Raw genomic sequence first — 15,708 nt, 5'->3', positions numbered from 1 at the left:
GGGAGAGGGCGAGATGACGGACCGGTTGGGCGAGCTCACCGCCGCGGGTGTGGCGGTCTGGCTCGACGATCTTTCGAGGGTGCGGCTGTCCTCGGGCAACCTGGACCAGCTGCGCCGGGAGAAGCACCTGGTCGGGGTGACCACCAACCCGACCATCTTCGCCAAGGCACTCAGCGACGCCGGTGAGTACAACTGGCAGCTGCGCGACCTCGCCACCCGCGGGGTGACCGTCGACGAGGCGGTCCGCATGCTCACCACGTACGACGTGCGGTGGGCCTGCGACGTGATGCGCCCCGCGTACGACGCCAGCGGCGGCATCGACGGCCGGGTCTCGATCGAGGTGGATCCGCGGCTGGCGTACCAGACGGAGCAGACCGTCGCCGAGGCGAAGGCGCTGTGGTGGCTGGTTGACCGGCCGAACCTGTTCATCAAGATCCCGGCGACCGAGGCGGGCCTGCCGGCGATCACCGCGGCCCTGGCCGAGGGGATCAGCGTCAACGTCACGCTGATCTTCGGGCTGGAGCGGTACTCGCAGGTGATGGAGGCGTTCCTCGCCGGCCTGGAGCAGGCGAAGGCGAACGGGCACGACCTGTCGACGATCGCCTCGGTGGCGTCGTTCTTCGTCTCCCGGGTCGACACGGAGGTGGACAAGCGGCTGGACAAGCTCGGCGCCGCACCGGAGATCGCCGCGCTGAAGGGCAAGGCGGCGATCGCCAACGCCCGGCTGGCGTACGAGCGCTACTGCGAGGTCTTCTCCTCGGCGCGCTGGCAGGCGCTGGCCGACGCCGGCGCCCACCCGCAGCGGCCGCTCTGGGCCTCCACCTCCACCAAGAATCCGGACTACCGTGACGTGGTGTACGTCGAGGAGCTGATCGCCCCGGGCACCGTCAACACCATGCCGGAGCCGGTGATCACGGCCTTCGCCGACCACGGCGAGGTCCGCGGGGACACCGTCACCGACGCGTACGCCGACGCGCGGCAGGTCTTCGACGGGCTGGCCTCGGTCGGCATCGACTTCGACGACGTGGTCGACACCCTGGAGCGCGAGGGCGTGGCGAAGTTCGAGGCGAGCTGGCTGGAGCTGCTCGACGGCGTCCGCAAGTCGTTGGAGGCCGCGGCCCAGGGCTCGGGGCAGCCGAACCAGGCCGCCCGGGAGAGCGCGGAGGCGGCCGCCCAGGCGGGAGGAAACGCGTGAGCGAACGAGCCCGAACCAGGCAACCCAGCAGCCCGGCGAACGCCGGCACCGAGCGCAGCGAGGGGGCGGCGTGAGCGAGCGTAGCGAGCGAACCAGGCGACTCAGCAGCCCGGCGAACGCCGGCACCGAGCGCAGCGAGGGGGCGGTGTGAGCACCGAGCAGGATCTGCTGGACGGCGGCTGCGAGGGCGCGGCCGGCCTCGCCGTCTACGGCGCCGAGAGCGTTGTCGCGGCGGCGCCGGCGTCGGCGCGGGACGCGCTGCTGGCCAACGACGTTCCGGCGCGGCTGGCCCGGAAGGACCCGACGCTGTGGGGGCCGGACGCGCAGGCCGAGGCGGCGATCCGGCTCGGCTGGGTGGACACCTTCCGGCGCAGCCGGGACCTCCTCCCCCAGCTCGCCGAGCTGAAGGCGGAGCTGGCCGACCTCGACCACGTGGTCCTCGCCGGGATGGGCGGCTCGTCGCTGGCCCCCGAGGTGATCACCCGTACGCTCGGCAAGCCGCTCACGGTGCTGGACACCACCGATCCCGGGCAGGTCCGGGCGGCGCTACGTGACCGGCTCGACCGGACCGTGGTCGTGGTGGCCAGCAAGTCCGGCTCGACGGTGGAGACCGACAGCCACCGCCGGGCGTACTGGCAGGCGTTCCTGGACGCCGGGCTGACCGAGGCGGAGGCCGGTCGGCGCTTCGTGATCGTGACCGATCCCGGCTCGCCGCTGGCGAAGACGGCCGAGGAGATGGGCGCCTTCCTCGTCGTCGCCGACCCCGACGTCGGCGGGCGCTACTCGGCGCTGACCGCGTTCGGGCTGGTCCCGTCGGCGCTGGCCGGGGTCGAGGTGGCCGAACTCCTCGACCAGGCCGAGGCGCTGGCCGCCTCGCTCGCCGGTGACCGGGACAACCCCGGGCTCGCGCTCGGCGCCGCGCTCGGGGCGGCGGCCACCACCGGGCGGGACAAGGTCGCCCTGGTGTCGGACGGCACCGGTATCGACGGCCTCGGCGACTGGATCGAACAGCTCCTCGCCGAATCGACCGGCAAGAGCGGCGTCGGAATCCTGCCGGTGGTGGTCGAGGATCCGAGCAGTCCCGGCGCGACCGGCCCGGACGTCCTCACCGTCACCTACGGCGGCGGGCTGCCCGCCGGTGCGGTCCCCGGGGGCGGGATCCGGCCCCAGCTCGCCGTCAACGGCCCGCTGGGCGCACAGTTCCTCACCTGGGAGTACGCCACCGCGATCGCCGGGGTGGTGCTCGGCATCGACCCGTTCAACCAGCCGAACGTGACCGAGTCGAAGGAGAACACCAAGCGGCTGCTCGACACCGGCCTGCCCGTCGAGTCGCCGACCTTCGTCGACGGTGGGATCGAGGGCTACTGGTCGCCCGGCGAGGCGCAGCGGGACGCCCCCGTGCCCGGCGACCTGGCCGGCGCGCTGCGGCTGCTGCTCGACGGGCTCGGCGACACCGGCTACCTCGCCGTGATGGCGTACCTGGACCGGTTCGCCGACGCCAAGGCCGGGCAGGTCCGCCCCGAGCTGGCCGCCGCCTCCGGTCGGCCGGTCACCTTCGGCTGGGGTCCCCGGTTCCTGCACTCGACCGGGCAGTACCACAAGGGCGGTCCGCAGCTCGGCTCGTTCCTCCAGATCACCGGCGCGGTCACCGACGACCTGCCGGTACCCGGCAAGCCGTACACCTTTGGCCAGCTGCAGGCCGCGCAGGCCGCCGGCGACCGGCAGGCGCTCGCCGAGCGGGGCCGCTCGGTGCTGCGGCTGCACCTGACCGACCGAGCCGCCGGAGTGTCCCGGCTGCTGGAGGCGGCGCGGGTCCTGCGTGACATGAAGGAGGGGTGATGAATCCGCTGCGCGACCCGCAGGACCGGCGGCTGCCGCGCATCCCGGAGCCGTGTGCGCTGGTGATCTTCGGGGCGACCGGGGACCTGGCACGCAAGAAGCTGCTGCCCGCAATCTACGACCTGGCCAACCGAGGATTGCTGCCACCGAACTTCGTGGTGCTCGGCTTCGCCCGCCGGGACTGGGGCGACGGCGATTTCGAGTCGTTGGCCCGGGAGGCGGCCCGGGAACACGCCCGTACCCCGTGGCGCGACGAGGTGTGGGCGCGGCTCGCCGGCAACATCAAGTTCGTCGGCGGCTCGTTCGACGACGACGCTGCCTTCGACCAGCTCGCCGTCACCCTCAACGAGCTACGGGAGAGCCACGGCATCGGTGGCAACGCCGCGTTCTACTTCTCCATCCCCCCGGCCACGTTCCCCACCGTGCTCAAGCAGCTCGCCCGAACCGGCATGGCCGACAACGAGAAGTGCGGCGGCTGGCGCCGGGTCGTGGTGGAGAAGCCGTTCGGGCACGACCTGGCGTCGGCGCGGGCGCTCAACGAGCTGGTCGACGACGTCTTCACCCGGGAGGACGTCTTCCGGATCGACCACTACCTGGGCAAGGAGACCGTCCAGAACATCCTCGCCCTCCGGTTCGCCAACAGCCTCTTCGAACCACTGTGGAACGCCCAGTACGTCGACTCGGTGCAGATCACCATGGCCGAGGACGTCGGGATCGGCTCCCGGGCCGCCTTCTACGACGCCACCGGCACCGCCCGTGACGTGCTGCAGAACCACCTGCTGCAACTCCTGGCCCTGGTGGCGATGGAGGAGCCGACCAGCTTCGACGCCGACGAGATCCGGACCGAGAAGCTGAAGGTGCTGCGGGCGATCACCCTGCCGGAGGACATCGCCACCGGCACGGTCCGGGGCCAGTACCTGCCGGGCTGGGTGGCCGGGAAGCGGGCGGTCGGCTACCTCGAGGAGGAGGGGGTGCCGCCGGACTCCACCACCGAGACGTACGTCGCGGTCCGCCTCGGCATCCAGAACCGGCGCTGGGCCGGGGTGCCGTTCTACATCCGCGCCGGCAAGCGGCTGCCGCGCCGGGTGACCGAGGTCGCCATCATCTTCAAGAAGGCGCCGCACCTGCCGTTCAACCCCGCCGACATGGAGATGCTCGGCAACAACCAGCTCGTCATCCGGGTTCAGCCGGACGAGGGCGTGGTGCTGAAGTTCGGCTCCAAGGTGCCCGGCACCACCATGGAGGTCCGGGACATCGCCATGGACTTCCAGTACGGCGAGGCGTTCACCGAGTCCAGCCCGGAGGCGTACGAGCGGCTCGTGCTCGACGTGCTGCTCGGCGACCGTACCCTCTTCCCGGACGCGGCCGAGGTCGAGCAGAGCTGGCAGGTGATCGACCCGCTGGAGGCCGCCTGGGCGGGGACCCGGCCGGAGCCGTACCGGGCCGGCGAGTGGGGTCCCCGGGCGGCGGACGAGCTGCTCGCCCGGGACGGTCGGTCATGGCGGCGGGCGTGACACGCCGAGGATCGCAACCACAACACGCACCCAGGAGGCAGCGTTGATCGGCCTGTGGGACACCACCGGTAACGAGGTGGTCAAGGCGCTGGCCGCGGAACGACGCAGCGCGGGCGGGGTCGCCAGCGGGATGGCGCTCACCCTGATCGTGGTCGTCGACGAGCCCCGGGTCCGGGAGGCGGAGGCGGCGGTGACCATCGCCTCGGCCGCCCACCCGTGCCGGATGATCGTGGTGGTCCGCTCCGACGTCGAACGAGACCGGAGCCGGCTCGACGCGGAGATCGTCGTCGGTGGCCGACTCGGGCCGGGCGAGGCGGTGGTGGCCCGGATGTACGGGCGGCTCGCCCTGCACGCCGAGTCGGTGGTGATGCCGCTGCTGGTGCCGGACGTACCGGTGGTGACGTGGTGGCACGGCGAGCCGCCGGAGGAGATCGCCACCGACTTCCTCGGTGTGGTCGCCGACCGCCGGATCACCGACTCCGCCCAGGCGGCCGACCCGATCGCGGCGCTGCGGCAGCGGGCCCGGGACTACGCCCCCGGCGACACCGACCTGGCCTGGGCTCGGATCACCCCGTGGCGCACCCTCGTCGCCGGCGCCTTCGACACCACCGAGGGCAACCAGGTCACGGCGGCCCGGGTCGTCGCACCGTCCGGCGACCCGACGGCGGCCCTGATGGTCGGCTGGCTGAAGTCCCGGCTGGGGCTGGAGCCCGAGTGGCAGCACACCACGGAGTTCCCCCGGATGCGGGAGGTCGCGTTGCGCTGTGCCAACGGCGACGAGATGGTGCTGACCCGGGAGGACAGCACCGCGATCTTCCGCCGGTCCGGGCAGCCCGACCGGCGGCTGCCGCTGGTCCGTCGTCCGCTCGGTGACGAACTCGCCGAGGAGCTGCGCCGGCTCGACCCGGACCAGATCTACGCCGACGCGCTGGCCGCGATCGCCGGGGTCTCCGGGCTCGACTCCCGGCCGCACCAGCGGGTGCACGTCTGGAAGGATCCGGCGCAGCAGGGAGCGGCGTGAGCGAGACCAGTCTGGTGGTGCACGCCGGCCCCGACCTCCTGGCCCAGACGGTCGCCGCCCGGCTGCTGGTGGCCATGGTCGACGCGCAGGCGGAGCGGGGCACGGCAAGCATCGTGCTGACCGGGGGGCGGATCGCCGCCGCGGTCTATCGGGCCGTCCGTGACCTGCCGGCCCGGGACGCGGTTGACTGGTCCCGGGTCGACGTCTGGTGGGGGGACGAGCGGTTCCTCCCCACCGGTCACCCGGACCGCAACGAGACCCAGGCCCGGGCGGCGCTGCTCGACGTCCTGCCGTTGGCGCCGGAGCGGGTCCACCCGATGCCGGCGTCGGACGGTCCGGACGGCGCCGACCCGGAGGCCGCCGCTGCTCGGTACGCGGCCGAGCTGGCGGCGGCCGCCGGGGCGGCCGAGCTGCCACGCTTCGACGTGCTGATGTTGGGCGTCGGCGAGGACGGCCACGTCGCCTCGGTCTTTCCGGGACATCCGGTCGGCGGGGCGGCCGGTTCGGTGGCGGCGGTCCGGAACAGCCCGAAACCGCCGCCGACCCGGCTCACCCTGACCCTGGCGACGATCAACACCGCGCAGGAGGTGTGGCTGGTCGCCGCCGGCGCCGACAAGGCGGCGGCGGTACGGACGGCGCTCGGCGCCGGCGGAGCGGCTTCGGTACCGGCCGCCGGGGTGCACGGCGTCCGCGCCACCCGGTGGCTGCTGGACCGGGCCGCGGCGGCCGAGGTCCGGCCGGTTTCCTGACCGCCCGGGACGACGGCGCCCCCGGGCCGGCGGCGATCAGCCAGGCCGGGTGCGACCGCCCGGGCCGGCGGCCGAGTCGCCGGCCTCCCGGCCTATCCGCCGGGCGTGTTCGACGACTGCTCGCCGCGGCGCTGGCGCAACGCGGCCAGTGCCTCGGCGAGCAGCGCCTCGGCGTCCGCCTCGCTGCGCCGCTCCTTCACGTACGCCAGGTGCGTCTTGTACGGCTCCGTCCGCCGCCGTCCTGGCGGGTTGTGCGGATCCTGTCCGGCCGGCAGCCCGCAGTGCGGGCAGTCCCAGAGTTCCGGGGTTTCCGCCTCGAGCGCCAGCCGGATCGTCACGGTGTGCCCGTTGGCACACCAGTAGGTGACCGATCGGCGGGGGGCGGGTTCACATCGTTCTGGCGGCCGGGCTGGCCCGGCGCCGACTCGGCTGCCACGAATGGCGCTGCCACTGGGCACGACTGCTCGCTCCGTTCGTCAGAGGGGTCCGTCGGTGGGGCAACGGCATGACGCGGTGCAAGCGCAGACGACTGCGCGCGGCCCACAGTAGCGGACCGCGCGCAGCTCGTGTGCCCTGGGTGGGTCAGGTGGTCTGGGCCAGCCGCAGCCAGAGGCCCAGCCCGACGATGCAGGCGAACCAGACGAGACCCACCAGAACGGTGTACCGGTCGAGGTTCTTCTCGGCAACCGACGAGCCGGCCAGGCTGGAGCTGACCCCCCCGCCGAACATGCTCGACATTCCGCCGCCCTTGCCCCGGTGCAGCAGGATCAGCAAGGTGAGCAGCACGCTCGTGATGACCAGCAACACGATCAACGTGTATGCGAACCAGGTTGGCATGGCAGGGGTCAGTCCTCTCAGCTACGCGGGGCCCGTCAAGGATAGCGACCGTCAGCGGGCGATGTGCTCCGGGAACCGGCAGATCTGCGCGAATTCCTCGGCGTCCAGGCTCGCCCCGCCGACCAGCGCGCCGTCCACGTCGGGCTGCGCCATGATACCGGCGATATTGGCCGCCTTCACCGACCCGCCGTAGAGGATCCGAACCTGGTCGGCGGTCTCCCGGTCGTACCGCTCGGCGAGGCGGGCCCGGATCGCGCCACAGACCTCCTGGGCGTTCTCCGGGGTGGCGGTCTTGCCGGTGCCAATCGCCCAGACCGGCTCGTACGCGACGACCACCTTCCGGACCTGCGCGGCGTCCAGCCCGGCCAGCGCGGCGTCGAGCTGGTCGCGCACGTACGCCACGTGCTCGCCCCGCTCGCGGATGTCCAGGCCCTCCCCGACGCAGAGGATCGGGGTCAGCTCGTTCGCGAGTGCCGCCTTGACCTTGGCGTTCACCAGCGCGTCGTCCTCGTGGTGGTACGTCCGCCGCTCGGAGTGCCCGACCACGACGTACTGGCAGCCGAGCGCGGCCAGCATCGCGCCGGAGACCTCTCCGGTGTACGCCCCGGACTGGTGCGGCGACAGGTCCTGCGCTCCGTAGCCGATCAGCAGTTTGTCGCCCTCGACCACGCTCTGCACGGTGCGCAGGTCGGTGAAGGGAGGCAACACCACCGTCTCGACGTCGGTCAACTGCTGCTCCGTGAGGCTGGCCGCCAGCTTCTGGATCAGCAGGTTGGCTTCCCGGTGGTTGAGGTTCATCTTCCAGTTGCCCGCCATCAGCGGCCGGCGGGCGGGCGCGGGGGTGCTGGCCACTACTTCTCCAGAGCGACGATGCCGGGGAGGGCCTTGCCCTCCAGGTACTCCAGCGAGGCGCCCCCGCCGGTGGAGATGTGCCCGAACGCCGACTCGTCGAGGCCGAGCGCCCGGACCGCCGCGGCGGAGTCCCCGCCACCGACGACGGTGAAGCCCTTCACCGAGGTGATCGACTCGGCGACCCCACGCGTGCCGGCGGCGAACGGCGCCAGCTCGAAGACGCCCATCGGCCCGTTCCAGAAGACCATCCGGGCGGTCCCGATCGCGTCGGCGAACGCGGCGACGGTCCGCGGGCCGATGTCCAGCCCCAGCCGGTCGGCCGGGATCTCGGTGACCGGCACCGCCGCGTGCTCGGCGTCCGCGCTGAACTCCGTCGCCGCCACGACGTCGACCGGGAGCAGGATCTTGCCGGCGTTCTGCTCCAGCAGCCGCCGGCAGGTGTCGACCATCTCCTCCTCGAGGAGCGACTTGCCGATCTCGTGCCCCTGCGCGCGCAGGAACGTGAAGCACATGCCGCCACCGATCAGCAGCTTGTCGACGGTGGGCAGCAGCGCCTCGATCACGCCCAGCTTGTCCGAGACCTTCGAGCCGCCGAGCACCACGACGTACGGCCGGTCGGGCTCGTGGCGCAGCTTCGCCAGCACCTCGACCTCGCGCAGCACCAGCCGGCCCGCCACGTGCGGCAGCCGGGCCGGTACGTCGTACACACTGGCGTGCTTGCGGTGCACGGCGCCGAACGCGTCGTCGACGTACGACTCGGCGAACCCTGCGAGCTGGTCGGCGAAGGCGCCCCGCTCGGCCTCGTCCTTGCTGGTCTCGCCCGGGTTGAACCGCAGGTTCTCCAGCAGGGCGACCTGGCCGCCGGACAGCCCCTCGACGGTCGCCCGGGCGGACTCCCCGACGGTGTCCGTGGCGAACGCGACCGGCGTGCCGAGCAGCTCACCGAGCCGGGTGGCGACCGGGGCCAGGCTGTACTTCGGGTCGGGCGCGCCCTTGGGGCGGCCGAGGTGGGAACAGACGATGACCGCGGCCCCGGCGTCCCGCAGCGCGGTCAGCGTCGGCAGCACCGCGCGGATCCGGCCGTCGTCGGTGATCGCGCCGGTCTCCTTGTCGAGGGGCACGTTCAGGTCGGCGCGCACCAGGACGCGCCGACCTGACACTCCCTCGGCAAGCAGGTCGTCGAGGTTTCGGATGCTCACCGGACCGGTCCTCCGTTCGCGAGCCTCCTCCGCGCGATCACAGCGAGGCACCCACCAGCTTGACCAGGTCCACGAGCCGGTTGGAGTAGCCCCACTCGTTGTCGTACCAGCCGACGACCTTGACCTGGTTGCCGATCACCTTCGTGAGGCCGGCGTCGAAGATGCAGGAGGCCGGGTCGGTGACGATGTCGGAGGAGACGATCTGGTCCTCGGTGTAGGTGAGGATGCCCTTGAGCGCGCCCTCGGCTGCGGCCTTCATCGCGGCGTTGACCTCCTCCACCGAGGTCTCCCGGCTCGCGGTGACGGTGAGGTCGGTCGTCGAGCCGGTCGGGATCGGCACCCGCAGCGCGTACCCGTCGAGCTTGCCCTTCAGCTCGGGCAGCACCAGGCCGATCGCCTTGGCGGCGCCGGTCGAGGTCGGGACGATGTTCAGCGCGGCGGCCCGGGCCCGCCGGAGGTCCTTGTGCGGACCGTCCTGGAGGTTCTGGTCCTGGGTGTACGCGTGGATGGTGGTCATCAGACCGCGCTCGATGCCGACCGTGTCCTGCAGCACCTTGGCCATCGGGGCCAGGCAGTTGGTGGTGCAGGAGGCGTTGGAGATGATGGTGTGCTTGGCCGGGTCGTAGCTGTCGTGGTTGACCCCCATCACGACCGTGACGTCCTCGTTCTTGGCCGGCGCCGAGATGATGACCTTCTTGGCCCCGCCGTCGATGTGCGCCCGGGCCTTGGTGGCGTCGGTGAAGAAGCCGGTCGACTCGACCACGACGTCGACGCCGAGGTCGCCCCAGGGCAGCTTGCTCGGGTCCTTCTCGGAGAAGACCTTCACGGTGTGGCCGCCGACGGTGATCTCGTCCGCCGTCGCCTTGACCTCCTGCGGCAGCCGGCCGAGGATGCTGTCGTACTTGACCAGGTGCGCCAGCGTGGCGTTGTCGGTGAGGTCGTTGGCGCCGACCACCTCGACGTCAGCGCCGGACGCGAGCACCGCGCGGAAGAAGTTTCGGCCGATCCGGCCGAAGCCGTTGATGCCAACCCGGATGGTCACTGACTCCATCTCCTCGTGTTTCGGTTCGCCGCCGTCAGCCAGCCGGCGGCGAAGATGGGTGCGCCGACCGCTGCAGTCGGGCACTGCTAGGTCATCCCGGCCCGCCGCGGCGGAAGCGCACGGCGGTCAGCCGGTTCCGGCCCCGTCGCCGTACGCTGCGACCCTATCCGAGTGCGGAACGTCGCGCGGCGTCGGGGGATAATCCGAACCGGTCGGATCACACCGCCGCTGGTCTCACACCGCGAGCATGTCGGGAGTGACCGCCGCCTCGGTGTCCGGGATGCCGAGGTCACGGGCACGCTTGTCCGCCAGCGCCAGGAGCCGGCGGATCCGGCCGGCGATGGCGTCCTTGGTCAGCGGCGGGTCGGCCAGCGCCCCGAGTTCCTCCAGCGACGCCTGCCGGTGCTCCAGACGCAGCCGCCCGGCGGAGGTGAGGTGGTCGGGGGCGTCGTCGGCGAGGATCTCCAACGCCCGGGTCACCCGGGCGGCGGCGGCCACCGCGGCCCGGGCCGAGCGACGGAGGTTCGCGTCGTCGAAGTTCGCCAGGCGGTTGGCGGTCGCCCGTACCTCGCGGCGTACCCGCCGCTCCTCCCAGGTGAGCACGCTGGCGTGCGCGCCGAGCCGGGTGAGCAGCGCGGCGATCGCGTCACCGTCCTTGACCACCACGCGGTCGACGCCCCGCACCTCACGGGCCTTGGCGGTGATGCCGATCCGCCGGGCGGCGCCGACCAGGGCGAGCGCCGACTCCGGCCCCGGGCAGGTGATCTCCAGCGCGCAGGAGCGGCCCGGCTCGGTCAACGAGCCGTGGGCCATGAACGCCCCGCGCCAGGCCGAGACCGCACAGCAGACACCGGACGCCACGACGTGCGGGGGCAGCCCGCGCACCGGACGCCCACGGACGTCCAGCAGCCCGGTCTGCCGGGCCAGGGCCTCGCCGTCCTTGACCACCCGAACGATGTAGTGGCTGCCCTTGCGCAGTCCGCCGGAGGCGAGAACGTGAATCTCGCTCGGGTAGCCGTACACCTCGGCAATCTCGCGACGAAGCCGGCGGGCCACCGCGCCGGTGTCGAGTTCCGCCTCGACCACCACCCGCCCGGCTACGATGTGTAGGCCGCCGGCGAAGCGCAGCAGCGCCGCCATCTCCGCCCGGCGGCAACAGGGCTTGGGCACGTCGACCCGGCTCAGTTCGTCCTTGACCGCAGCGGTCATCGCCATCTTCTCGTCACCTCGTGGGCCGGTTCCGGCGGATGCCGGTGATTCGTACGTGCTTAACGATCGGCGCCCAGGAGAGGCACCAGCGCGGCGCCCAACGCCGCGGGATCGTGCCGAGGGCCACCGTCCGGTACGGCGACCGGGGCGAGGACGAGCCGCGCACCCAGAGATTCTGCCGCACGGTGCACAGGTTCAGGGTCACCCACCGCCTTCCCGTCCGCGATTACCACGTCGATGGTGAGCTCCGGCAGATACCAGGTGAGCGCCGCCAGATGGTCGGCGAGCGAGAGCCCGAGCGTCTCCGCCTCGGTGGCCAGGTTGAGTGTGACCAGCCGGCGGGCGGGGCTGGCGACGATCGCGGCGGCCAGCTCCGGAACCAACAGGTGCGGGATCACGCTGGTGTACCAGCTGCCCGGGCCGAAGAGCAGCCAGTCGGCGTCACGAACCGCCGCCAACGCCTCCGGACAGGCCCGGGGCCCGGCCGGGGTGAGCCGTACCAGCTCGACGCGGCCGTCGGTCACCGCGACCGCGTGCTGTCCACGTACGGTCTGCACGGCGTGGGGTCGACGCGGGTCGGCGCCCCGGACCCGGGCCTCGATCCCCACCGGTTCGCAGGACATCGGCAGCACCCGACCGACGGCGCCCACCATCCGGCCCGCGTGGTCGAGCGCGGCCACCGGGTCACCGAGCAGTTCCATCAGCCCGACGAGGACCAGATTGCCGACGGTGTGCCCGGCGAGCGGGTCCCGCCCCGGTCCGCCGGTGGCGAACCGGTGCTGGAACAGGGCGGCGCTGGTCCGGCTGTCCGCCTCGTCCGCGGCCAGCGCGGCGAGCGCCTGTCGCAGGTCACCCGGGGGCAGCGCGCCACGCTCGGCCCGAAGCCGGCCGCTGGAGCCGCCGTCGTCACCGACCGTCACCACTGCGGTGATCTCCAGCTCCAGCTCGGGCGCGCAGTGTCGCAGCGCCCGCAACGACGCGGCCAGCCCGTGTCCGCCACCGAATGCGACGACCTTGAGTTTCACTCGCGCCCCAGATCACGGTGCTGGGCGCTGGCCGCGAGCCGGGTCTGGCGCAGCCGGGTGGCGAGCTCCTCGGCGATCGCCACGCTACGGTGCTTGCCGCCGGTGCAGCCGACCGCCACGGTCAGGTAGCGCTTCCCCTCGCGCTCGAACCCGGGCGCGGTCGCGTTGATCAACCGGGTGTACGTCTCGACGAAGGTGGTGGCGCCCTCCTGGCCGAGAACGTACCGGCTGACCGCCTCCTCCCGGCCGGTGTGCTCACGCAGCTCCGGCACCCAGTAGGGGTTGGGCAGGAAGCGGGTGTCGAGCACGAAGTCGGCGTCCGGCGGCAGGCCGTACTTGAAGCCGAAGGAGAGCACGGTGACCCGTAGCCGCCGGGCGTCCTCGGCGCCGAAGAGCTCCTCCACCCGGCGGCGGAGCTGGTTCACGTTCAGGTGACTGGTGTCGATGATCACGTCGGCCTGGTCGCGGGCCTCCTCGAGCAGGCCGCGTTCGATCGCGATCCCGTCGGCGAGCCGGCCATCGCCCTGCAGCGGATGCGAGCGGCGGACGTTCTCGAACCGGCGGATCAGCACCTCGTCGTCGGCGTCCACGAAGACGACCCGGGGTTGGAAGCCTCGGTCCTTCAGGGCGCGGATCGCCCCGGCAAGGTCGGTGGAGAAGGCCCGACTGCGCACGTCCAGCACCATCGCCGTACGCCGGGCGGCGCCGCCGGCGCGGAACGCCAGCTCGGCCATGTCGAGCATGAGCGCCTGCGGCAGGTTGTCCACGACGTAGAAGCCGACGTTCTCGAGCGCCCGGGCGACGGTGCTGCGACCACCGCCGGAGACCCCGGTCACCACGACCAGCGTGGTGTCCGACCGTGCCGGCCCGTCCTCGGACAAGGGGGCCGGTCCCGAGGACTCGACCGGGATCCGGTCCGGGTCCGCCGTTCCGGTGCCGACCGGTCCGCGCTGGGGTGGTTCGGTTCGGGGCGCTTCGGGCACCGCCGGCTCACCCGCCGGCGGCCCGTCGGCCGCCACCCGCGTTTCGTGCACGCTCCACCCTCCCGCTGTGGCTGGAGACGTAATCTACCCGCCCGCCGGGTTTTGGGCAGCCGACGTGCCTCGGCGGCCGGGTATGTCATTTGCTAAAGCTTTCTTTCTAAAGATAGCTTTAGGGTATGGCGCTACCCAGCATCCGGCTGACCGATCCCCGCGCCCTACGGGGGTACGCGCACCCGCTGCGGATGGCCCTGGTCGGTCTGCTCCGCCGCGAGGGCCCGATGACCGCCACCCAGGCCGCCGACCGGCTCGGGGAGAGCGTGCCCAGCTGCTCGTACCATCTCCGGCAGCTCGCGAAGTACGGCCTCGCGGAGCGCGTCCCCGGCGGCGACGCGCGGGAACGGCCCTGGCGGGCGACGGCGCTGGTCACCTCCTGGGACGACGGCTCCGACGACCCGGCCGGCCGGGCGGCGACCGACCAGCTCAACGGCGTGATCCTCGACCGCTACCTGGAGCGGGCCCGCCAGCACCTGGCCCGACGGACCGCCGAGCCGGCCGAGTGGCGGGCGGTGACCGGCTTCAGCGACGCCCTCCTGTACCTGACGGCGGAGGAGCTGGCCGAGCTGACCCGCCGGATCGAGGCGCTGCTGGCCGCGTACGACGACCGGCTGATCGACCCCTCGGCGCGGCCCGACGGAGCGCGACCGATCAGCCTCATCCGGCTCGTGCTACCGGCAGACCCGGCGCCGCCGTCAGGCTCGCCGTCGCCCGTGCCGGCAGACCCGGCCGCGTCGCCGGGTACGGCGGTGTCGCCCGAGCCCGCAACCGCGACGTCATCACCGAAGCCCGCGGATCCCGGCGCGCCCGCCGCGACGCCGGCCGCCTCGGCGGATCCCGCCGCGTCGGCGGACCGGGGATCGACGCGATGAACAGCGGACCAGGGGCGGTCGAGGTCGACACCACGGACACCCCCGCCCCGGCCGCGACAGACCTCTCGGCCTCCCGGCCCCGCCGCTGGCCCCCGCGCTGCTGCGACAGCCGCAGTTCCGGCGGTACTGGTTGGCCCAGACCGTGTCGCTCTTCGGCGACCAGGTCTTGACGCTCGCCCTGCCGCTGGTCGCCGTCCTCGGTACCAGGGCCGGCCCCGCCGAGATGGGCTACCTCACCGCCGCGACAATGCTGCCCAACCTGCTCTTCCCCCTGGTCGTCGGGGCCTGGCTGGACCGGTACCCACGCAAGCGCCGGATCATGGTCCTCGCCGACCTCGGCCGGGCCGTGCTGCTGGCGGTGGTGCCCGTGGCGTACCTGTGCGACGTCCTCGCCCTGGAGCAGCTCTACGTCGTGGCCTTCCTGACCGGCACCCTCGCCGTGCTCTTCGAGGTGGCGCACAGCACGCTCTTCGTGTCGCTCGTCGCCCGGAGGCACTACGTCGATGCCAACTCGCTGATCGGCAGCAGCCGCGCGCTGTCGTTCGTCGCCGGCCCCAGCCTCGGCGGCCTGCTCGTCCAGGTCCTGACCGCGCCGATCGCGCTGCTGGTGGACGTCCTGTCGTACCTGCTCTCCGCCCTGTTCCTGGCCCGGATCCGGCCCACGGAGCCAGCACCGGCCGATCCCGGAGGCGGGAGCCGCGGCCTCCGCGCGGGACTCGGCTTCGTCGTACGGTCCCGGATCCTCCGCGCGACGCTGCTCGGCACCACGACGCTGAACCTGTTCAACTACATGTTCCACGCGCTGTTCGTGCTCTACGCCAGCACCGAACTGAACCTGTCGCCCAGCCTGCTCGGCCTCGCGATCGGAGCCGGCGCGCTCGGCGCGCTCCTCGGCGCAACGGTCACCGGCCGACTGGCCCGACGCCTCGGCGTCGGGCGGGCAGTCGTGCTGGGCTTCGTCCTCTTCCCGGCGCCCCTGCTCCTGGTGCCGCTCGCGGGTGGCCCGACCTGGGCGGTGCTGGCCGCACTCGTGGCCGCGGAGTTCCTCGCCGGTCTCGGAGTCATGCTGCTCGACATCACCAGCGGGGCGGTGCAGACCGCGGTGATCCCGGAGCCGCTGCTGGCCCGGGTGACCGGGGTCAAACGCACCATCAACTACGGCATCCGACCGGTGGGTGCGCTCCTCGGCGGCACGCTCGGCAGCGCGCTCGGCGTACGCCCGACACTGTGGATCGCCACCGTCGGCGCCCTGGCCGGGGTCCTCTGGTTGCTGCCCTCGCCGATCCCGCACCTGCGTGACCTGCCGGAACGAGAGCG

15 protein-coding genes are annotated in these 15,708 nt (G+C 72.7%); 7 read left to right on the top strand and 8 right to left on the bottom strand.

Annotation, left to right across the window (positions count from 1 at the left end; all coding sequences use genetic code 11):
- The first annotated feature begins 13 nt into the window (after window positions 1–13).
- From tal to pgl, 5 genes are all read left to right on the top strand, one after another.
- Window positions 14–1,195, top strand: a complete 1,182-nt coding sequence (gene tal / locus EF879_RS19785; protein WP_123560841.1) for a transaldolase — start codon at window positions 14–16, stop codon at window positions 1,193–1,195.
- Window positions 1,196–1,360: 165 nt separating this feature from the next.
- Entirely contained in the window at window positions 1,361–3,034 is a 1,674-nt protein-coding gene (locus EF879_RS19780) for a glucose-6-phosphate isomerase (RefSeq protein WP_123561244.1), read from the top strand.
- Window positions 3,031–4,548: a glucose-6-phosphate dehydrogenase gene (gene zwf / locus EF879_RS19775; RefSeq protein ID WP_199736530.1), complete on the top strand. Its 1,518-nt coding sequence runs from the start codon at window positions 3,031–3,033 to the stop codon at window positions 4,546–4,548. The genes EF879_RS19780 and zwf overlap by 4 nt, the downstream gene beginning before the upstream one ends.
- A 43-nt stretch (window positions 4,549–4,591) precedes the next feature.
- Window positions 4,592–5,569, top strand: coding sequence for a glucose-6-phosphate dehydrogenase assembly protein OpcA (locus tag EF879_RS19770; protein ID WP_123560839.1), 978 nt, complete (start codon window positions 4,592–4,594; stop codon window positions 5,567–5,569).
- Complete coding sequence (gene pgl / locus EF879_RS19765) at window positions 5,566–6,318, top strand: 6-phosphogluconolactonase (protein WP_123560837.1); 753 nt, start codon at window positions 5,566–5,568, stop codon at window positions 6,316–6,318. The genes EF879_RS19770 and pgl overlap by 4 nt, the downstream gene beginning before the upstream one ends.
- Before the next feature lie 92 nt (window positions 6,319–6,410).
- On the opposite strand, the gene EF879_RS19760 is transcribed toward pgl, so the two are convergent.
- The 8 genes from EF879_RS19760 to rapZ form a co-directional block, all read right to left on the bottom strand.
- Window positions 6,411–6,776, bottom strand: coding sequence for an RNA polymerase-binding protein RbpA (locus EF879_RS19760; RefSeq protein WP_123560835.1), 366 nt, complete (start codon window positions 6,774–6,776; stop codon window positions 6,411–6,413).
- A gap of 124 nt (window positions 6,777–6,900) precedes the next feature.
- Entirely contained in the window at window positions 6,901–7,155 is a 255-nt protein-coding gene (gene secG, locus EF879_RS19755; protein ID WP_123560833.1) for a preprotein translocase subunit SecG, read from the bottom strand.
- A gap of 51 nt (window positions 7,156–7,206) precedes the next feature.
- On the bottom strand, window positions 7,207–7,971 hold the full coding sequence (gene tpiA, locus EF879_RS19750) for a triose-phosphate isomerase (protein ID WP_123561240.1): 765 nt from the start codon (window positions 7,969–7,971) through the stop codon (window positions 7,207–7,209).
- Between the two features lie 35 nt (window positions 7,972–8,006).
- The gene (gene pgk, locus EF879_RS19745) at window positions 8,007–9,206 is read right to left on the bottom strand and encodes a phosphoglycerate kinase (RefSeq protein ID WP_123560831.1); all 1,200 of its coding nucleotides are present in this window, start codon (window positions 9,204–9,206) and stop codon (window positions 8,007–8,009) included.
- A gap of 37 nt (window positions 9,207–9,243) precedes the next feature.
- Entirely contained in the window at window positions 9,244–10,248 is a 1,005-nt protein-coding gene (gap, locus tag EF879_RS19740; RefSeq protein ID WP_123560829.1) for a type I glyceraldehyde-3-phosphate dehydrogenase, read from the bottom strand.
- Window positions 10,249–10,482: 234 nt separating this feature from the next.
- A complete protein-coding gene (gene whiA, locus EF879_RS19735) occupies window positions 10,483–11,463 on the bottom strand; it encodes a DNA-binding protein WhiA (protein ID WP_123560827.1) in 981 nt (326 codons plus the stop codon).
- 53 nt (window positions 11,464–11,516) lie between these two features.
- Entirely contained in the window at window positions 11,517–12,482 is a 966-nt protein-coding gene (yvcK, locus tag EF879_RS19730) for a uridine diphosphate-N-acetylglucosamine-binding protein YvcK (protein WP_123560825.1), read from the bottom strand.
- Window positions 12,479–13,363, bottom strand: coding sequence for an RNase adapter RapZ (gene rapZ / locus EF879_RS19725; protein ID WP_123561238.1), 885 nt, complete (start codon window positions 13,361–13,363; stop codon window positions 12,479–12,481). The genes yvcK and rapZ overlap by 4 nt, the downstream gene beginning before the upstream one ends.
- 278 nt (window positions 13,364–13,641) lie before the next feature.
- Here rapZ and EF879_RS19720 point away from each other — a divergent pair, with 278 nt between their 5' ends.
- Window positions 13,642–14,391, top strand: a complete 750-nt coding sequence (locus EF879_RS19720; protein ID WP_123560823.1) for a helix-turn-helix domain-containing protein — start codon at window positions 13,642–13,644, stop codon at window positions 14,389–14,391.
- 130 nt (window positions 14,392–14,521) lie between these two features.
- On the top strand, window positions 14,522–15,708 hold a 1,187-nt coding region (locus EF879_RS19715; protein WP_233604598.1), incomplete at its 3' end, for an MFS transporter.

Source organism: Micromonospora sp. HM5-17, from assembly GCF_003762835.1.
Classification (GTDB): Bacteria; Actinomycetota; Actinomycetes; order Mycobacteriales; family Micromonosporaceae; genus Plantactinospora.
Note: the sequence above shows the minus strand (reverse complement) of the source record. Positions and strands in the feature narration are given on the sequence as shown.